Origin of the sequence: Hyphomonas sediminis (genome assembly GCF_019679475.1) — a bacterium.
GTDB lineage: Bacteria > Pseudomonadota > Alphaproteobacteria > Caulobacterales > Hyphomonadaceae > Hyphomonas > Hyphomonas sediminis.
In genome coordinates this window covers 3,149,433-3,169,001 of sequence record NZ_JAIEZP010000001.1, presented here as the reverse complement: position 1 = coordinate 3,169,001, position 19,569 = coordinate 3,149,433, and the positions used below count along the sequence as shown (strand labels likewise).

Here is a 19,569-nt window from a genome sequence, read left to right as displayed (position 1 = left end):
GCAAATGTCCGGGATCCACGGGCTGGGGGAAGGCTGGGTCCCGGTCTTCGCTTGCAGCGAAACCGGGATGACGGAGGATGGGTTAGAGCGGGCTCCAGGGGGTGGGGGTGTCCTGGTCTTCGTCGGTTTCGGAGGGGGGCGTGGGGGCATTTTCGGCCTGCATGCCGAGATGCTGGGCGATGGCGTAGAGGGTGTCCTTGACGCCTTCGCCGGTGACGCCGGAGATGAGGAAGGGCTTGCCCTTGTAAGCCTTCTTGAGCTGTTTCACCTGCTCTTTCACAAGCTCGGGCGTCAGCGCGTCGATCTTGTTTAGGGCGACGATTTCCGGGCGCTCGGCCAGCTCCGGATCATAGGCTTTCAGTTCCTTGCGGATGGTGCGGTAGGCCTTGGCCGGATCATCCTGCGTACAGTCGATCAGATGCAGCAGCACCTTGCAGCGCTCGACATGGCCGAGGAAGCGGTGGCCGAGGCCGGCGCCATCGGCGGCCCCTTCGATGAGGCCCGGAATATCGGCCAGCACGAAGCGCGTGCCGGGGCCGAGATCGACCACGCCGAGGCCGGGATGAAGGGTGGTGAACGGATAATCGGCAATCTTGGGGTTGGCCGCCGTGGCGACCGACAGGAAGGTGGACTTGCCCGCATTCGGCATGCCGACAAGGCCGGCATCCGCGATCAGTTTCAGGCGCAGCCAGAGCCAGCGTTCCTCACCCTCTTCACCGGGGTTCGAGCGGCGGGGGGCCTGATTGATCGAAGATTTGAAGCGCAGGTTGCCCCAGCCGCCATTGCCGCCAGTGGCCAGCAGCGCGCGCTGGCCGATGGCGGTAAGGTCTGCAATCAGGGTTTCCTGGTCTTCTTCATAGACCTGTGTGCCGACGGGCACTTTCAGCGTGACATCCTCGCCGCGCGCGCCGGTGCGCTGCTTGCCCATGCCATGGCCGCCGCGCTTGGCCTTGAAATGCTGCTGGTAGCGGAAGTCGATCAGCGTGTTGAGACCTTCGACGGCCTCGATCCACACGTCGCCGCCACGCCCGCCATCGCCGCCATCCGGGCCGCCATACTCGATGAACTTCTCGCGCCGGAACGAGACGCAGCCTGCGCCGCCGCCGCCGGAGCGAATATAAACCTTGGCCTGATCGAGGAACTTCATGGGGTGGGTTTGCCGTAGATTGGGGATTTGGGGAAGGGGTGGGGGTGCCAGGTGGCGCCCAGAGGCTTGTTTTAGCTCTCAGTTTTCGTCACTCCCGACCGGCTTGAGCCGGTCTGGGAGCCCATCTCCTGTGCGATCGGCCAAGCGGCGCAGGCGGGAGATGGGCCCTCAGATGGCCTTTGGCCATCGAGGGTGACGATAGAGGGGAGAGGTGGGAGAAGTTTCCGGGTCAGGCGATCCTTGCCATCATGATGTGGTCGAAGGGCTCGCCGCGGCCTTTGGAGAACATGCGGTTGCGCCCACAGGGCAGGAAGCCGAGCTTGCGCAGGACTTTGCCCGAGGCCGGATTGTCCGAGAAATATCCCGAGACGAGGGCGCCGGCCGCGCGGGTATTTTCCAGCCAGCCGATGAGGCCCTTGCCAGCTTCGGTACAGTAGCCTGCGCCCCAGAAGTCGGGCTTCATCCAGTAGCCGATATTGAACGGATCGTCCTTGCGGGGGCGGTTTGCCGAGATCAGCCCCGCCAGGCCGCCCGTTTCCTTCGAGACGACCGCGAAGATGTGGCCGGTATCCTCCTGGCGCGCCGTATCATGCGTCGCGAACCAGGCGAGGGTTTCGGCCTTGGACTGGGAAGGGGCAACACTGGCAAGCATACGATAGATGCGTGGGTCGTTGATGGCCTCGGTCACCGGCCCCGCATCTCTGGGGGTAAGCCGGCGCAGGCCGAGCCGCTGTGTTTCTATTTCGATCGCTTCCGTCATGGCTGCCTCCTATGTGTGGCGCCTGGCGGGGGAGGGCAAATTAAAAGGGGGAGACAGTGGCCTGCCTCCCCCCGGAAACTGGTCGTCTTCACGACCCGGCCACCACTCTTGCGTGCGACCGGTGTGAAGGGCCGCGTTATTCGGCTGCGTCTGCCATCGGTACGATGTTTACGTAAATGCGGCCACCCGACTTGTGCGCGAACTCAACCTTGCCGCCTTTAATCGCGAAAAGGGTGTGGTCCTTGCCCATGCCAACGCCTTTGCCCGGCCACTTTTGCGTGCCGCGCTGACGAACGATGATGTTGCCCGGAGCGACAACTTCGCCGCCGAACTTCTTCACGCCGAGATACTTAGGATTTGAGTCGCGGCCGTTGCGGGACGAGCCACCTGATTTCTTATGAGCCATAGTCTGCTCCTTCTATCCTTTAGCGGAAGGCCTGAGCCTTATGCGTCCTTAGCGAGTTCTTTGGCCTGCTCGACCCAGCCGTCCTTGGCGAAACGGCCTGCGAGGCTCAGCTCTTCTTCGAGCTTGGCGATGTCAGCGTCGGAGAGGGCGGCGATCTGAGCGAAGGTGGTGATCCCTGCGCCGTGCAGCTTTTTCTCGAGCGCCGGGCCAACGCCCGTGAGTTTCTTCAGGTTGTCGCCAGCCGGAGCATCAGCAGCCGCAGCGGCTTCAGCTTTCGGGGCGTCTTCCTTCTTGGCAGCGGCCTTTTTCGCCGGGGCTTTGCCGTCGGTGTTGATGGAGGTGATCGTCACTTCCATCAGGTCCTGACGGTGGCCGATGGTGCGGCGGTAGGTCTGGCGCTGACGCTTCTTGCGGGTGATGAGCTTGGGCCCACGCACTTCCGAAGCGACTTCAGCGGTGACCGTGGCGCCGGCAACCGTGGGGGCGCCAACCGTCACGCCAGCGCCTGCGCCGACCATGAGAACCGTGTCAAAGGTGACCGTATCGCCGGCGGCAGCAGCCAGTTTCTCGATCACGAGCGTGTCGCCTTCAGCGACTTTGTATTGTTTGCCACCTGTCTTAATGACCGCGAACATGGGGCCAATTCCTTCCGACATGGAATAGTGAAAATGTGTGAGGGCGCCGCACCTTGAAGGCGCCGCGCCCGAAGGTCGGGGGTAAACACCAAAGCGAACCGCCTGTCAAACCCCAACTTCACGCCAGATATGGGAAAAACGGGGGAGTGTGCGGTTATTCTTCATATATGCCGCAATCGCCCGCCGGGCACGGGGGCAAAACAGGCCAAATCAGCGTGATTGCAGGTGTTCGGGGCGGACCGCGATGCGCGGATGGTCAGCGGCGCAGGCGCGCGAGCGTAGCTGGAAAGTCTACCGAGGCGCCATAGATGCGCACCTGGTCGCGGCCGGCCTTCTTGGCATCGTAGAGGGCTTCGTCTGCGTGATTCATCAGGCCGTAGAGGTCTGCCCCCGGCCAGGCGGCGCTGACCCCGATGCTGACACTTGCGGCGAGATTGTCGGGCAGCATGCCGGACCAGTAGTCCCATGGGCAGGCCCGCAGGGATTCGGCAAACAGGCGCGCAGCCTGGATCTCATGCCCCGGCAGGAGGATGGCGAACTCTTCTCCGCCGATGCGCCCGGCGATCATCTCGCCCGTCGCCATCGAGGCGATATGGCGCCCAAAGAGGCCAATCACGGCATCGCCCACCGAATGGCCGAACGTGTCGTTGATCTGCTTGAAATGGTCGAGGTCAGCAATAATGAGGCAGACCGGTGGGCTGGCGCTATGGCCGCGGGCCTTCATCAGCGCTTCGGCGGCGTCCTCGAAGCCGCGGCGGTTGAGCAGGCCGGAGAGCTTGTCGGTGCGCGCTTCGCGTTGCAGCTGGCCGATCAGGTCTATGGCGATGGCGACCATCAGGTTCAGCGCGAAGGCGATGGAGATCAGCGGCTGGCTGAACTGTACCGTCGTCCAGTAGAGCGAGCTCTGAAAGGTTTCGTTCGGGCCGAAATCGCCGGAAGCCCAGAGGATGAGCACCGGGCGTAGCAGGTAATTTACCGCCGAGATGGCCGAGATCCAGAACAGGAACCGGTCGGCAAGGTGCTTACGCTCGACCCGCCAGAGCTTCACCGCCATCAACGCGGCGATCAGGCCAAGCGCGGAGCTGACCGAGAAGACACGTCCGGCGATCGAAGGCTCGATGAACAGATACCAGAGGAGCCCCCCCATCGCCGCCGTGGTGACAGCGGTCAGAAACAGGACGGGCGGACGCAGGCTGAAACGGCCCAGCACCGCCAGGCACAGGCAGCAGCCGCAGAGCAGGAAGCCAAGATTGGAGACAACCCGCTCGGCATTCATCGGCAACGGCGAGCCGATATAGCGGAAGGCGACATCCTGCACGAAGAAGGCGGTCGCCGAGATGGCATAGCCGACCGCCGCATAGAGCACATAGGTCTTGTCGCGCTGGTTGAGCCACAGGAGGAAGAACGCCGCCGCGAGCAGGGCGCCGATGCCAGGATTGAGCAGCATGATGAAAATCTGGGCGCTCATGGTCAGGCCGGTTGGTCCTCTTCTCCCGAACCTGGGATAGTCGCCTGTTTGGGATAAGGGCGGTTTTAGCAAATGGATCAAATTTCACCGGACTGGCCGGCCAGACGGGGAAACCCATGTACCGGGGGCATCCCGACCGCGGCAAAATAGATGCAGAATGAAGCGCGGATTCACCAATCGGACGCTTGCGCTTTTCTCCGGGCCGCGATAGTTCACCCCCCTTCAAAGACCCCGGCGCGGAGAGGTGGCGGAGTGGTCGATCGCGTCGGTCTCGAAAACCGATATACTCGCAAGGGTATCGAGGGTTCGAATCCCTCCCTCTCCGCCAGTCATTTTCAGATTTTGAGACAGTTCCCTTAAGGGCCTCCAAAACCCCGCAAACAGGCGGGGTTTGGCGCGGGGCTGGCGTCTCCGTGTTCTGTATCAGCGATATTTTTTGCGCTTTTTGGCGCCGCGTCTCTGTTCGGATTTTGCAACAGTTCCCTTATCGCCATTTTCCCTGTTCTAAGCCGATTTACAGGGAATTTCCGCAAAAGATCAGGGAATACCTATGACAGGCCCGATAAATCGCCCGTCAATTCAGGGCGATGCGCGCAAATTCCCTAAACGTGGAACAGGGAATTTTCCCGGCCCAAACAGGGAAGACCTTTGCAAAAGCAGGGAATGATTTGGCGGTATCAGGCGCTAGCTGAAAAGCCGAGTTCTGCCCACTGATCATCCCAGTCGAGCGGAATAGGATGGGTGATCAGCTTGGTGAGCGTCAGGTCGTGAGGCTGGCGACCTGCGAGGATAGCCTCAGTAATCTTGGGGGAGAGAAACGCGAGTGGCAGGCGCTGTCGAATGAAGGCTGGCGTACAGTTGCGGCGCTCGGCGAGGGTCGTCATAGATGTTCCCGCGCGAAGCTCTGTTGCCCAAGCATGCGCCAGCGCAATGGCGCGGATCAATGTTTCATCCGTTCGGGGCGCCATGCCGCCGATGATGAGGCGGGCTTCGACGCCGCGGCGCTTGATCTGAAAGGGCGAGGTGAAGCTGAGGGAAGATGCAGCCAGATCGGATTCCTGCACACTCAGCCGATCTGCTAGAGACTTCGCCGAGATTTCCAGCTCGAGTCGCCCTTGGGATATTTGGCATCGTTTGATGAGCTCTAGGCGCTCAGGGCCCGAGATCGACGTCAATTGGGGCATAATTTGTTCAATAAGTGTCGTAGTGGGGCTGTGGAGTATCTGAGCTCCGGCGGTGATGAGATACTCGCTGACAGCCTGGGCAAGCTGGGTCTCGAGCTGCTTGGCGGGCAGGCGCCAGCCATCGGCGCGCTTGCCTCTGCCTTCGAGAAGGCGAGACGACACATAGTAGCGATAACGCCGAGGGCCTTTGCTCGCATGAGTCGGCGTAAGCCGATCGCCGGTTTCATCGACCAGCTTCCCAGTCAGTAAGGGGCGATTGCCAGATGCGCTTCGCCGGCCAGGCTTATCCTGCGCGCCGAGCTTTGCCTGAACCCGGTCCCACAGCGCCTCCTCGATGAGCGGCTCATGTAAACCGTCGTGGACTTCCCGCTTGTGACGAATGCGGCCAACATAAATTGGATTGCGCAAAAGGAAATGAATGTGGCCACGCCTGAGCGGTTTGCCGCCTACGTGTCGGTCATTGCTGAAGGTCCGTGATTTGGTTCGGTAGCCTCGGCGCGCCGCTTCCGCCTCGACCAGCCGGACGCAGCCAATCGCATCGTAAAGCTGGAACAATTCCCGGACGATGTCTGCTTCGGGAGAATTGATCACCAGGGTGCGGGTTAGAGAATCAGGATGGGGTTCGTAGCCGAGCGGTGGCAAGCCGCCCATCCAGTAACCCTTTTTCTTGGATGCTGAAATCTTGTCCCGAATACGCTCAGCGGTCACTTCTCGTTCGAACTGGGCAAATGAGAGCAGTACGTTGAGGGTCAGCCTTCCCATGCTGGTGGAGGTGTTGAACGCTTGCGTGACCGAAACGAAAGAGCAGCCGGCTGCATCGAATCTATCCACCAGCTTGGCGAAGTCAGCGAGCGAGCGCGTCAGTCGGTCGATCTTGTAGACGACAACAAGGTCAATCTTGCCCGTATCGATGTCTTCCAGGAGCTGGGTTAGGGCCGGACGCTCGAGTGTTCCGCCGGAAAGCCCACCATCATCATAATGCGCAGGGATCAGCTTCCAGCCTTCATGTCGTTGGCTGGCGATATACGCTTCGCAGGCCTCCCTCTGCGCGTCGAGCGAGTTGAAGGCCTGGTCGAGACCTTCCTCGCTGGACTTGCGCGTGTAGATGGCGCAGCGGACAATCCGCCGATCCGATCCGCCTGCTGACATTACGATGCGCCTTTCAAGCCGAAAAAGCGGGGGCCCGACCAGCGGGCGCCCGTGATTTCTCTCGCGATGGCAGAAAGGGATCTGTAGACGCGCCCCTGATAGCGGTACCCGCCTTTGAGAACATCAACGACATGGGTGACGCCGTTCCAGTCGCGGACAAGTCTGGAGCCGGATCGAAGGGAAGGCCCTGCCGGCGCGACGGCCTGGTCGCAGGCAATCGTCTGCAGCTTGTTCCGGGTCCTCAGAGGCAGGCCGCCATATTTGGCGGCCTGAACTTCATATGCAACAAGGCGGCCGAGTAGGGGCGTGCTTATCCCCTTTGGCGGCGGCGCGCTGAGTAGATGCTGATACTGATCGACAAGGCTGGAGCGGAGCATACCATCAAGTTCTGCCGTGGACGTCATTTCTTCGCTCCGCCGATACGGTAGCAGGACTGGCGAGCGCCGTCGGCCGGGGCGAGCTTCTCCAGACTGATACCGGCTTGTTTTAGGCGGGTAAGGGCGGCCCGCGTTGTGTGGGTCTGCCAGTCAAGTTTTGCGGAGAGCGCCTCGACTGTCATACCCTCGGGTTTGCTGAGGAGACTTTTGAGTTGATCTGTTTTCGTGGAATGCAGTTGTGGCTTCTTGTCGGCTCGTGTCGATTTACGATTGGTCATGGGGTGCCTTTCGGGTTTAGGAAGCAATCAGCGCTTCCACGACCCGAAGGCCCGCTGATCTGGCGGGCGGTCGCGGAGTCTGCCGCGACAGAGATACCAATGCTTGGAATAGGGCCCTAGTCCAGTCTATTCGCTCTGTGAGCGGATATAATGGAGCGTATCGGATTCCGCTTCTTCGCAGTGTGATTTCGCAGTGGCGATGAGGCGGTTGAGGGCTTTGATTTCCTGGAGTCGCGTTTCGTTTGGCAAATCTGGCAGCTGCGCTTCAGTTGCCTGCTCGCAGGCGTCCTCAAGTACCTCCAGGACCTTTATCAGCTTCCCGCGAATTTTATCGAAGTTGTCCATACGGAGCATTTGGGCTCAGGTCGAAGCAGAAGTCCACGTTGCTGGCTGAATGCTTCGATAATTGTGGAAGCTGAATTCCAGAGGTGTGAGTCGTTGATCTGAAAGCCACCAAGTAGGAGATGCGCCTGAGGAGTCTATTATATCTGCTGAGGGCGCAAATGCAGACTTAGGGAACTGAGAGCCTAATCGACCGAGATTGGCCCAAACCTGTCATTCAAAGCAACTCCTGAGGCTCTCCAAAGCAGTCAGACGCTCTTTCACATCATGTGTGCGGATCTGGATAGCATCCTGCATCCCGATGCGTGACAAGCAAGAGCAGTAAAGCGGTGAGACCGGCGGGTTCGTCCCGGTCGAGATCGCCCGCTAAATCTGGTGGATTTCGACCGCGCTACCGACACTCGTGAGGAGCGCCTGCATCCGACCCGCAGTTTTCTTTGGGATTGCCATTACCAAAAGCCGCTCGGCGCGTGACGCCGCTACGTAAATCTTCCGCGCATCCTCATCTGCGCCATTTGTTGTGTCGCCCTCAAGATAATCCAATATCCTGCCGGCCTTTTGGCTCGTCATCACGACACACACCGCCGGGAATTCCAGCCCCTTTGCGGAGTGAATTGTACGCGGCGGTGGCGCATCCACCGGCGCGGCCGCCAGCGCCGTCGCAAGGTTGGCATGCGATTTAAGACGCTTATTGACATTCAGGCCCGTAGCCATGCCAGCACCGACAGATATGCGGGCCCTGGCGAGCCACTGGTCGGGAGTTTCTCCCGGCTCGTATCTGAGTTCGTTCGCGACGGCGATGACATCCGGCCGCCAGCGTCCGTCAATGATGCCGCTTTCGGGGAGATGATTGTGGTAGTCGCCGATCGCATCTATGTGGCCCCGTATGAACAGGATCATCCTGTGAAGGTCGGTCAATGCCTCCCGGCGATTGCCGACCGCAAACGCGAAATGATAGCTCATCACGGCCTTTGCTAGGAGCAACGTCATATGCGAGGTTTTGTCCAAGGTCGGTTGTCCGACAGCTTTGGAAGCGCTTGGCAGCCTTGATGCCAATACCGGCGCGTGCCCGATCTGAATGTCCAGCGATCGCACCAGATCCGTGAACTTGGCTCCGATCGCGGTCGAGACGCCGCTCCCGCTATAGGACAGCAGATGTATCGGCGTTGGATCGTCCTTGTGCTTCCCGATGGCTTGGTCTTTGTGGACTCTTGCGCTCGGTGGGCGCAACGAGACGATGGCTGCGCATATTGCCCCTGTGGACCTGAAATTCCCGCTCATCTCGAGCCGGTCTGAAGGATCGAACGTATCCGCGAAACCGAGCAACTCGTTCGTGATTCCGCCCCGGAATTGAAAGATCGACTGATGAGGATCGCAGATCACCTTCACAGTGAGTCCCGATCGACGCAGCCAGTGGACGACTGTCAGGTCGGACGGATTGCAGTCCTGCGCCTCGTCGACAACGATCTCGCGAAAACGGGCGGCGAGTGCTGTACCAATTCGCCCGGCGAAGTTCGTGTCCGTAAGCCGTTCGGCTACGCACAGCCGTACATCGTCAAAATCTACCAGCCCTTTGACCCGTGCCCTTTCTATGATCCTGCGGGCGCATGTTTCCCAAGCTGCGGGATTCCGCTTTGTCGTGTCGAACCCCTGCTCTCCAGCGCGATCAGCATCGATCACACCTGTCGTTCTGTCGAAACACTCGAGGGTCAGCGCTTGAGCTCTCGGAAAAGGTGGCTTCACCTCCCATTTCTTCTTGTCGGGCACCAATCGCGGCAACGCCGCGCAGCCGGGTATGCCGAACGGGGCAATTAAGAACTGCCACAGGAACCGGTCAAATGTACCGATAAAGCTCGGAAAAAGCGGCGATGGCAGCAGGCCGAACAGGCGTAGGCGACCCTGAAGCTCATCCACCGCGGCATTGGTGAAGGACAGAAAAGCGACTCCACGCTTGTCGTCAGTTCGGTCGGCGAGATGCCGGGCCCGCTCGACTATCGTGCGCGTCTTGCCGGCACCCGGACATGCCGTCACAAAAGCTGATCGGTCATGAATGATGACGGCCTTCTGTTGGTCGGTTGGGCAGTAGGGCGCGGTCACGGCGCTACCACCGCTTCAATCGCGGCCGCCATGTAGCCGGGGATCACGAAGGTGTCCTTTCCGTCTTCTATCAACCCGGCCAGCACTTGGGCGAAGTCGCCCTTGCGGGTCGTATTGAATAGATCATGGACCGCCTGCGCACGTTCATCGCCAGACAGCGCCGCAACCTCGTCCCACTTTTTCTGTGATCTGCGGTGAAGGGTCAGATAAGCCTTGCGAAGGATTTCCCCGTTCCCGGCCTCAAGCAGCTCGGCCTCCAACGAGTAGGTGCTGGTCAGGACTGAAAGGTGCGCCGTTGCACCCAGTCGTTCGGCGAGCTTTTCCAGGTGAGCCTTGCGGTGCTCGCCAGGGAGGACAGATGCCGACTCCCGTGGGGTTTTCTCGGAGGAAGCAGACGACAGCGATCCCGGCGTCTTGATCCCATCTGCCACATAATCTTCAGATGAAGCAGTGTATTGCACATCTGCCTGAGCTGCGTCTGAATCGGGAATGCCATCCTCCGGGTTCTCGGCATTCTCTTCTTCGTCGTCGCTGCCGGTCGCCTTGTCGCCATCGGTCATGATGACGACGCGGTCCGCGATCCGCGCGCCGTTGACGGCGGAGAGCAGCAATGTCGCGTAGGGGATGAAATCCACGCCGTCGATCGGGATGAAGACGGCTGAACGAAAGAGGCGGAGCTTGTCCTTGTCGGACTTCAAGGTGTGGTGTTCCGCGATCGCGGGCAATAACAGGGCCTCAGCAATCCCTTCCACCAGAAGCACCCGGCCGCCGAACAATAGCGCGGCTTTGGTGACATCCAGATACCGATCCACCTTGCGGCGCTCGATGGGATCGAGGTCCATTCGCGCAAGCGCGATACAGCGGGTGGAGCGGCGGGAGGCGGCGGCTGCGACTGCCGTCGCATGGACATCTGTAGGTTTGGCACTTTCTTCGGGATCAGCTGGCGCGAGGGCATCTTCGATTACACTTGAAGCGGACGCCGAAGATTCGGAGACACTCTCGTCTTTAGTTTTGGTATCAGGTGGTGCGATGACGGATTTGAAGACCACCAGCCGATCGCTGTTGACCCACGCAGACAGGTTGGGGGAATGGGTCGCGACGACCACTTGTAGCTCGCCGGCAGGGGCCTGTATCGACGTTGCTGGCTGCTTCCGCGAGTCGTCAGCGCGGTCGCGCAAGAACGCAAGCACTGCGGCCTGCAATTGCGGGTGCAGATGGGCTTCGGGCTCTTCCACTAAAAACAGCGTCAGGTCAGCTGATCGCACTTTCTCAAGCTCAACAGCAATGATCGCCATGAACAGGAGGTTCGCGTATCCGTGGCCGGAGTACCGCAAATCCTCCGGCACCACGCCATGATCGGCGAGCTTAAAGCGCAGATCCCGAGCGATGTCGATCAGGGATTCGTCGGATGCGAAGCCGATCGAAGCGGTCTGCCGACGAACCCCTGCGGTGAGTTCAGTGAGGCCCTTTTCCACGGCACCGTCCACACTCGTCAGCACGTCATGTGAATGGCTGCGGGCGAGGTGCTTCGCCAGTTCGTCAGGCGTTGTCTCGCCGAGAAAGTGATTCAAAAGCGCCATGATGCGCGTCGGATTACCGGACGCCAGTGCCCGCTTTGCGTCCCGCAGCGGCGGCAAATAGACATGACGCACCATGTCCTGGCAGCCGGGCTCGGGCGCGTTGCCCTCCCTGCCAGCCCAAATTATTGGGCGGACACCCGTCTGGCTGCCATCAAACCGTAATCCGAATTTAGCTTTGGTCAGTGTCGTGTCAGTCGCAGCGCTGATCAGGCGCCCTTGCTGGCCGGTCGTCAGGCCAGAGAAATGCGCTTCGAGTTCGAAGTGCGGGGAAGCGCTCTGAAACCTTACATCCGTGGGCTCGCAATAAATCTCGCGGCGGCCGCCGAGCGGTATCGTTAGGAGGCGGATCGCATCAATCGCATTACTTTTGCCGCCGTTGTTCTCGCCCACCAACACGGTAAGGTCTGGCTGAAAATCAATCTCACAATCGTCGAAGGAGCGGAAATTCTTCAGTTTTGCTGATGTTAAATACATTCACTTCCCCCGCAGTCTGTTTAAAATGCTGTCGTTCCAGAGACTGTAACTGGACAGTATCATTCAACCATACCTTGATGGAAGCCGCAGAACGGTGCCATCGCGTGGGAGGTCTCGTCGCTAAGGAGCGATAATGCGTAGGTGCAAAAAATAACCTGCGAGTTTATCTGGGGTGCTGGAAGCCGCGCTTACGCTCTTCAGCGAACGGTTGCTGCATGTACCAAGTGAAAAATTTCACGGCCTGGGAAAGAGCATCGGCTTGATCATCGTATCGGCCATTGGGAAATGCGCGAAGCTCCGACTCTAGGGCCGAAAGCCAATCTGCATTCTCCGGCAGGAGGACCTTCCCTTCTTCGATCGCGACGAGCGCTTGTTCCATGCGCACTATTTTACTGACGTGCGGGTTTATACCTTGAACGAAGTAAGGGTACTGCTCGCAAAAATGTGTGCCTTCGAGCTTCTCGTTTAGATGCTGGATCAAAGCATATCCATTAGACGCTCGCTCGATGACTAGGTGATCCGGTCGAAACTTTGTACAAGTAGAGTGTACCAAGCGACACAATTCTGGAAAAGTATAACGCTTTCGCGCGACGTTTGTTAGGTACAGTTTGCCATCTACGATACGGAACCCCATGATTACCGAATAGGAGCCGGAATCAGAACCTGACGCAGCATCGATACTATAGAATCGTAGATCACAAAGTTTAGGAAGCTCCCGGTACCGACGAAACTTGCTCAGATCGATTATGCCGCCGCCATCCGGCACTGGATTCTGCTGAAACTGAGCCTCAAAGGCTCTGGCGCCCATTTTCTTGCGCTGAGTGTCGAGATAGGTGCGAGGGTAGCGATCTGGGTGAAGTAGATCCCCCGCAGCTCGTTCATGGTACAGTGCATCTCCGATAAGAATTTTTTCATTGCGGGTCGCGATCGCTGGAAAGCTCAGTTGGGTCCAATCTTCTTGTTCGGCGAGATGGGCTACTGGGTCAAAAATCGACAGTCGTTGCATCACCAGAACAATGGGAGTTGTCGCTGGATCGTTAGTTCGTGTTGATAGCGTCTCATCGAGCCATTTGTTTACATTATTACACGCTAGCTCGTTGTCCGCATCAGACGCATCGAGCGGGTCATCGATAATGATGATGTCGCCGCCGCGTCCCGTCACGTTAGAGTCGACTGATGCCGCTATACGCCCGCCGCCTTGGAGCGTGGTGATTTCTCTTTCGCTGTCTTTCGACAAGGCGCCGCTGAAAGCTGGGAAAATTTCCTGTATCTCTGGATGAGAAATCAATTGGCGAAACTGGTTCGACAATTTGGTCGCGAGATCCAAAGAGTGAGAGATGACCAAAACTGTCTTGGTCGGGTCATTTCCAATAATGAATAGCGGCAAAACCACTGACGTAATGAATGACTTCAGTGATCGAGGCGGTACGCTGATCATCAGACGGGAGAGTTTCCCTTCCGCGACCATTTGTAGATGATACCCGATGGACTCAATGTGCCAGTTGTCCTGAAACGGTCTGCTCGGAAAGGCGCAGCGGAACGCTTTTCGGATCAAACTTCTGAAGTCCGATCGAAAGAGGCTGTGAGTTTCCTTTTTGAGAAACGCGCGATTTGGTAGCCGGTTGGGATCAACCATTGCTGCTCCTCCTTTCAGCGATTGCGCGCTCGATGAACTGAGCGAGGAGTGCTTGATCCTCTGCACTGGCGGGTTGTTGCTTAAGATCGGCATCAGGAACGTCACCGAAGTGAAGGTTCAGCTGCCGAAGAAGCTCCGACAGGGCTTTGGGGTTCCCATTCACCGCGTCGGTTACGAGACGCTTGGCGATAGCTTCAAGCTTGGACACCTTCTTGCGTTTTCCGGCTTCTTTGATCTCGAGCTTGGCTTCAAGCTCTCTTGATAGTGCGGTTTTGAAGGATCCAGCCCCTTTGGGCCGGCCCTTGGGATTGCCCGACTGGCCTGGCTTGTATTGCGATTTTTTCGGCGGCTTGCCGTAACCGATCGGATGTTCGCTCATGCTGCGCCCTCCTTACCCGGAGGTGGCAGCAAGAGGGCTGGCGGGCTTTTCGAGCCCGCTCGGTCTAGAATAGCCTGGCGTCCGGTCATCTCTTCCCAGCGCCGAACGGCGACATCGCAATACTTCGGTTCGAGTTCGATCACCCGGGCCAAGCGATTGGTGCGTTCGGCAGCCAGGATCAGTGTGCCTGATCCTCCAAAGCCATCAATGCAGATGTCGCCAGGCGCCGAAGCATCCATGAGCGCATCGGCAACCATGGCCACGGGTTTCACGGTGGGGTGATCTGCAATGTCCTTGTCCCGACCTTTCCGGAATGTGTTGGCGCCGGCATATGACCAGACGTTCGTCCGGTTCCGGCCGAAGCGACCGAGTTGGACATTATTAATGTGTGGGGCAGTCCCGACTTTGTAGACTGCGATGAGCTCATGCCGGCTCCTGTAGAAGGAGCCCATCCCGCCATTGGTCTTGGCCCAGACGCAGAGATTGAGCTGGGAGGAGTAAAGGGGATCTGCGGCCGCGTAGAGCTCCCGCATGTGGCGATGATCCATGCAGATGAAATGGATGGCGCCATCGACGCTACGCTCCACCGCACCATCCAGCGCTCTGTTGAGAAAGGCCTCAAACTCATCGGGCGTCATCTCGCTCGACCCCATCGCGAACTCGTCATGGTTCTTCGAGGAAACGTGTCCTTTGATTTTCACGTTGTAGGGCGGATCCGTGAAGCAGACGCGGGCGCGCTCATCGCGCATCAGCCGCGCCCAATCCGCCGGCTCAAGACAACTCCCGCAGAGAAGCCGATGCTTTCCCAGGATCCAAAGGTCTCCGGGCCGCGTTTCGGGCTGCGCGGGAGGCGGTGGAACCAGTGGCTCCTCCTCGGCGGCGGCTTCATCGGTGCCGATAACCAGATCGATCTCGCCAATGTCGAAGCCGGTGGTTTCCAGATCGATGTCGCAGCCAAACTCCACGAGCATGGAGAGTTCCTGCCTCAGCATGCCTTTGTCCCAGCTGCCTTCTTCAACAATCTTGTTGGCGTGCAGAACAAAGGCAGCTTTCTGATCAGCTGAAAGATGCGTCATCCGGATTGCAGGAATGGTGTCGAGGCCCATGGCTTTGAACGCCTCGATCCGGAGATGTCCGGAGAGTACCATGTCGCTTTCATCTACGATGATCGGATCGAGCAGACCAATGTCCTTAATAGACTTGATCAGCTTCTTTAGCTTGGAAGCCGTGTGGCGCCGGGCGGCCCTTGGGTAGGCGATGAGAACTGCAATCGCGACGTGGATGATGGTCGGTGTAGGTGTATTTTTGAACGGACTAGGCGCCTCGGCCATGTGAATCTCCAATCAAACATATGCAAGCTCACGGACGGGGTCCGCGAAGTCGCATTCTGTTTGGTGGAGAAATCACTGGCGCGCCCGGCGGGATCAGGGGGCACCCCGGCATTGCCGAGACCAGTAAAATCGCCTGCCGTTGTTGTAAGCAGCGATCCCGTTGCTTTGTGGCTGTCGGGATTCGCTGTCTGTTGCAAGCGACTACTGGGCGCCTAAGGTAGTCTTCACCGCATCGCGAAACGCCTTCAGCTCGTTGACGTGAAACCTGCCATCGCGATCGACGCCTGAGCGGCCTTGGATCCGGAAGACAAATACCGTGTCGCCTTTCGCCTCCATGTCCGCAATCACCTGATCGAGTTCCTCCGCGGTGAACTCAAAGACTATATCCTCTCGGTGCATGCAGCCTTGTGCGGAGCAATGGTGGGCTTCGTAGTTGATGCGATCGACTTGCCGGGTTGAGAGCGTATCCTGGAAAGTTACGGATATGGGATGAAGCCATGTGCCATGGATGTCGCTCACGACATATCCTTGCAGCGTAACGTTGCCCGTGTCCCGGAATTTATAGGCCCTGAGAAACTGGTCTTCCTGTGGGCCCCAGCTGAACTGAAAGTCCTGATATGCGGCGATCGTGTTGACTTCGATGGTGGGGTTTAGCGGGTCATCAATGACTTTGATGCCGGCGGCAAAATCAGGCGTGGTCCGGGTCAGAAAAGCTGTTTCTCGCTCTTCCAGGGTTTCAGTCACCGCGCATCCGGCAAGTGTGAGGATCAATGCGGGGGCAGCCAGCAGTATTGTTCGGAATGTCATGAGGTCTCCTGTTGCATTCTATGAGTCGCATTACCGCTCAGGTTGCGACGAAGTTCAAGCAGAAAAAGAGACTTATAGTCTGTAGATCAATCGACAGCATCGGCGTCGCTAAGGCGCCATGGATATCAGAAAGAAATTTGGTAAACGGCTCCGCCAACTGCGCGAAGAGCGCGGCTGGTCACAGGAAGAATTTGCGGACCGGGCGGGGCTGCACAGGACTTACGTCTCGGCGGTTGAGCGAGGTGTCAGGAACCCTACACTTTCGGTTTTATCGCGTTTGGCTGATGCTCTGGCTGTCACCCTGTCGGATCTTGTCGAGACGATCTAGGAAGATGTGAAAAGTAGTAAGTGGCTCGCTGCGCGCAATAGCAGGTTCCAAGAGATAGCGTTGCTGCTCTATGATTGATTGACATGCCGGGGGCATTTTCAAATCATGAGCTGATGCTCTCTCAGCAAAAAATCTACGATTCTTATAAAAATCAATGTTGCCCTGAGTGTTTGGCGACCCCCAACAAATTTCTTCACAAGGGCATCATGCTCACCGCTCTGGAAGCGAGGAAGACGAATGTTCAGCTTTGGCGAGCCTTATAGAGAAGGGCCCCTTCTGTGGAGATAACGATGCAGGCGCCAAACCGTTCACAGCTTCAGGCCATTCAAACTCTGGATGGCCCTGTTTTGATTGTTGCTGGTCCTGGGTCGGGCAAGACCTTCTGTCTGGTGGAACGTACGGTTAATCTACTGGAGAGGCGGGAGGTTTCGCCTGAGAGAATTCTCGTTTCAACATTCACGGAAAAAGCGGCAAAGGAACTTAAGACACGTATCTCAGCACGGGTTCAGCGTGCTGGGTCCAAGGTCAATCCGTTGGATTTGACCGTGGGAACATTGCATTCCATCTTCCTCGACATTCTCGATGAGTTCCGAGCATTCTCCCGCATTCGGCGCAACTATACGATCCTCGACCAGTTCGACCAGCAATACTTCGTCTACCAGAGGCTTTCTGAATTCGCAGATATCGATGGATTGGACGCTCTAATTCGGCCGTCAACTAACGTACCTGCCTGGTACGTAGCAGAATCGCTGTGCAGCTATCTCAATAAGGTCGCTGAAGAAGCGGTTGAGCCGACCGCGCTCGCTTCGGCGGGTCACCCCGAGCTTATCGCAATCGGGGAAGCCTATCGGCGCTACCAGGGGCTTCTCGAACAATTCAACTATATCGATTTCTCGACGATCCAGGTTGAGGTTTTGCGCCTGCTAGACGTTCCCGACGTCGCTGAAAAGCTCTGCGCTCGGTTCGATTATCTTATGATCGACGAGTATCAGGACACCAACACCATTCAGGAACGCATCGTACTGAAGCTTGCGGCCCAGCACTCCAATGTCTGTGTCGTGGGTGACGACGACCAGGCCCTATACAGATTTCGAGGGGCATCTATTCGCAACATCCTCGAGTTTCCAAAACGCTTCGCCCCAGGCCAATGCACTCAAATCAATCTCACAAAAAACTATCGCTCGCATCCCGACATCGTAGAGTTCTACAATAACTGGATGGCGCTCACTGACTGGGAGGGCGAAGACCGCACCTACCGTTATCCGAAGACCATTGAAGCCGAAAGTCCTGACCGTGCGGAGCGTCCTGTGGTCTTCAAGGTCTCAGGCGAAGATGGTGTGGACAACTGGGCAAATGAGGCTGTTGCCTTCCTTCAAGAACTCCGCACAAAGAATATAATTAAAGATTGGAACCAAGTAGCCTTCCTCTTTCGGTCGGTTCGCAACGACAAAGTTGTTAGGTTCGCAAATGATCTGGAAGCATCAGGCATCCCCGTGTATGCGCCGCGCTCCAATATGTATTTCGAGCGCGAGGAAATCCGCCTTCTGGTGGGAGCCTACATGTTCCTCTTTCCGCAATATGGATCGATCCGGGCAACGCGCGAGGGGATGCAGCTCAATGTCTGGGGCTATTATGACCGCTGCCTTTCTGACTTCATCGCCCACCTAAAGTCAGGCGCTGACGATCAAATCATGGCCTGGACGAGAGAGACGGCCAAAGGTCATCTTACACTCTCTGAGAATACTAACTATTCTTTCGCCAGCCTGTTCTACACCCTTATCCAGTTTTCGACTTTCAGTCGGTATCTTGACGCTGAGGTTGCTCACGGCGACGTGCGTGATAGCCGTCCTGCGCGTAACCTTGCCAAATTCTCGCGCCTATTGAACAAATACGAGTACCTCTACAACGTCATCGTTCTTCGACCAGACCGGCTCGAACGCGATCTGACGACGCTCTTCAACCTCTTCATGCGGTTCTTGTGGGACGGCGGTATTGAGGAGTATGAGGACGAGTCTGACTATGCGCCGTCCGGCTGTGTTTCGTTCATGACGATCCACCAATCTAAGGGGCTCGAGTTCCCGATTGTCATTTGCGGTTCGCTCGACGCGGTTCCGCGTCGACAACACTCCGTTCTTGATGATCTGCTTGAGGATGAATTTGGTGATGGTGATCCGTTTGAGCCGCTTGACCGGATCAAGACATTTGATTTTTGGCGGCTTTTCTACACGGCCTTCTCACGGGCGCAGAACATGCTTGTGCTGACCTGTCAGGAAAATGTACCGAAGGGACGGGGGCAAAGAAATGTTCCGTCAGCGTACTTCCGGCCGGTCTACTCTCCGCTGCTGAACTGGCGTGATTTGACTTTTGAACGCTCACAGGTCGAGCTTGCTGAGGTCAAACCGAGCAATCTAAAAAACAGCTATTCCTTCACCTCTGACGTGCTCGTCTTCGAGGGATGCCCCCAGCAATATCGTTTTTTCAAGGACCTGGAATTTGCGCCGGTGCGCACCAACGCCATCTTGTTCGGCACGCTGGTTCACCAGACGATTGAGGACATCCACAAAGCGGTGCTCCGCGGCGAGGAGGGCGTGGTTACGACCGAGCAGATCGACCGTTGGTTCAATACGAATTACACCAACATCTCTCAGAAGGAGCGGGTCTATCTCGTCGATTATGTCCTGCGTGTCGCGCGGGAGCATGTGGCGCGGTATGTCGACCGTGAACGCGCGAACTGGCACCGCTTACGCGAGGCGGAGGTCGAGCTCAGCCTCCTCAAGGACGACTACGTCCTGACCGGCAATGTCGATCTGATCCAGGCCGAGGATGGTGCATGGGAGATTATCGACTTCAAGACCGAGAAGAAGCCGGACATGATTGCAGATGCCGACAAGCTTGCGCGCTACCGCCGTCAGCTTCAAATCTATGCGCACCTGTTTGAGGAAAAGCGCGGCGTTCGGGTTGACCGGATGGCGCTCTACTATACCGGCGAGGAGTCGGGAAATCCGAGGATCGTGTTTCCGAGGGAAACGGCGGACATCAAGGGGACGATTGACCAAATCGACCGCGTGGTGGGCAGAATCGTTACAAAGGATTATGAGCTGAAAGAACGACCCGAAAAGCTCTGCAAAAACTGTGACTTCCGGTCCTTTTGCGACATGACATTCTGCAGCGTCTGATTTTCAGAGCTGTAT

The 19,569-nt window shown here is 57.7% G+C and carries 17 protein-coding genes and 1 tRNA gene; 3 read left to right on the top strand and 15 right to left on the bottom strand.

Features of this window, described 5'->3' with window-relative positions; genetic code table 11:
* Window positions 1–82: 82 nt before the first annotated feature.
* The 5 genes from obgE to K1X12_RS15210 all read right to left on the bottom strand — a co-directional run bounded on the left by obgE (window position 83) and on the right by K1X12_RS15210 (window position 4,416).
* Entirely contained in the window at window positions 83–1,147 is a 1,065-nt protein-coding gene (obgE, locus tag K1X12_RS15230; RefSeq protein ID WP_220988426.1) for a GTPase ObgE, read from the bottom strand.
* Between the two features lie 229 nt (window positions 1,148–1,376).
* The gene (locus K1X12_RS15225) at window positions 1,377–1,907 is read right to left on the bottom strand and encodes a GNAT family N-acetyltransferase (RefSeq protein ID WP_220988425.1); all 531 of its coding nucleotides are present in this window, start codon (window positions 1,905–1,907) and stop codon (window positions 1,377–1,379) included.
* Window positions 1,908–2,043: 136 nt separating this feature from the next.
* Window positions 2,044–2,313, bottom strand: a complete 270-nt coding sequence (gene rpmA, locus K1X12_RS15220; RefSeq protein WP_220988423.1) for a 50S ribosomal protein L27 — start codon at window positions 2,311–2,313, stop codon at window positions 2,044–2,046.
* A gap of 38 nt (window positions 2,314–2,351) precedes the next feature.
* The gene (locus K1X12_RS15215; protein WP_220988422.1) at window positions 2,352–2,948 is read right to left on the bottom strand and encodes a 50S ribosomal protein L21; all 597 of its coding nucleotides are present in this window, start codon (window positions 2,946–2,948) and stop codon (window positions 2,352–2,354) included.
* A 256-nt stretch (window positions 2,949–3,204) separates the two neighbouring features.
* Window positions 3,205–4,416 (bottom strand): GGDEF domain-containing protein, encoded by a 1,212-nt coding sequence (locus K1X12_RS15210; RefSeq protein WP_220988421.1) that lies wholly within the window; start codon window positions 4,414–4,416, stop codon window positions 3,205–3,207.
* 238 nt (window positions 4,417–4,654) lie between these two features.
* Here K1X12_RS15210 and K1X12_RS15205 point away from each other — a divergent pair.
* Window positions 4,655–4,744, top strand: a tRNA-Ser gene (locus tag K1X12_RS15205).
* A 349-nt stretch (window positions 4,745–5,093) separates the two neighbouring features.
* Here K1X12_RS15205 and K1X12_RS15200 read toward each other — a convergent pair.
* The 10 genes from K1X12_RS15200 to K1X12_RS15155 form a co-directional block, all read right to left on the bottom strand.
* Complete coding sequence (locus tag K1X12_RS15200; protein ID WP_220988419.1) at window positions 5,094–6,749, bottom strand: recombinase family protein; 1,656 nt, start codon at window positions 6,747–6,749, stop codon at window positions 5,094–5,096.
* Complete coding sequence (locus tag K1X12_RS15195) at window positions 6,749–7,153, bottom strand: DUF2924 domain-containing protein (protein WP_225908001.1); 405 nt, start codon at window positions 7,151–7,153, stop codon at window positions 6,749–6,751. Before K1X12_RS15195 ends, K1X12_RS15200 begins: the two co-directional genes overlap by 1 nt.
* Entirely contained in the window at window positions 7,150–7,404 is a 255-nt protein-coding gene (locus K1X12_RS15190) for a DUF3489 domain-containing protein (RefSeq protein WP_220988418.1), read from the bottom strand. The genes K1X12_RS15195 and K1X12_RS15190 overlap by 4 nt, the downstream gene beginning before the upstream one ends.
* Window positions 7,405–7,530: 126 nt before the next feature.
* Window positions 7,531–7,749 carry a hypothetical protein gene (locus K1X12_RS15185; RefSeq protein ID WP_220988416.1) on the bottom strand — a complete coding sequence of 73 codons (219 nt, stop codon included), beginning with the start codon at window positions 7,747–7,749 and terminating at the stop codon, window positions 7,531–7,533.
* A 363-nt stretch (window positions 7,750–8,112) separates the two neighbouring features.
* On the bottom strand, window positions 8,113–9,843 hold the full coding sequence (locus tag K1X12_RS17270; RefSeq protein WP_220988415.1) for a UvrD-helicase domain-containing protein: 1,731 nt from the start codon (window positions 9,841–9,843) through the stop codon (window positions 8,113–8,115).
* On the bottom strand, window positions 9,840–11,897 hold the full coding sequence (locus tag K1X12_RS15175; protein ID WP_220988413.1) for an ATP-dependent nuclease: 2,058 nt from the start codon (window positions 11,895–11,897) through the stop codon (window positions 9,840–9,842). The genes K1X12_RS17270 and K1X12_RS15175 overlap by 4 nt, the downstream gene beginning before the upstream one ends.
* A 163-nt stretch (window positions 11,898–12,060) precedes the next feature.
* Window positions 12,061–13,533, bottom strand: a complete 1,473-nt coding sequence (gene terL, locus K1X12_RS15170; protein ID WP_220988412.1) for a phage terminase large subunit — start codon at window positions 13,531–13,533, stop codon at window positions 12,061–12,063.
* A complete protein-coding gene (locus K1X12_RS15165; protein WP_220988410.1) occupies window positions 13,526–13,912 on the bottom strand; it encodes a DUF5681 domain-containing protein in 387 nt (128 codons plus the stop codon). Before K1X12_RS15165 ends, terL begins: the two co-directional genes overlap by 8 nt.
* Window positions 13,909–15,243, bottom strand: coding sequence for a DNA modification methylase (locus K1X12_RS15160; RefSeq protein WP_220988409.1), 1,335 nt, complete (start codon window positions 15,241–15,243; stop codon window positions 13,909–13,911). Before K1X12_RS15160 ends, K1X12_RS15165 begins: the two co-directional genes overlap by 4 nt.
* A gap of 201 nt (window positions 15,244–15,444) precedes the next feature.
* On the bottom strand, window positions 15,445–16,050 hold the full coding sequence (locus K1X12_RS15155) for a hypothetical protein (protein ID WP_220988408.1): 606 nt from the start codon (window positions 16,048–16,050) through the stop codon (window positions 15,445–15,447).
* Between the two features lie 118 nt (window positions 16,051–16,168).
* On the opposite strand from K1X12_RS15155, the gene K1X12_RS15150 reads away from it, so the two are divergent.
* A complete protein-coding gene (locus tag K1X12_RS15150) occupies window positions 16,169–16,378 on the top strand; it encodes a helix-turn-helix domain-containing protein (RefSeq protein ID WP_220988407.1) in 210 nt (69 codons plus the stop codon).
* A gap of 290 nt (window positions 16,379–16,668) precedes the next feature.
* Window positions 16,669–19,554, top strand: coding sequence for an ATP-dependent helicase (locus tag K1X12_RS15145; protein WP_220988406.1), 2,886 nt, complete (start codon window positions 16,669–16,671; stop codon window positions 19,552–19,554).
* Window positions 19,555–19,569: the final 15 nt, after the last annotated feature.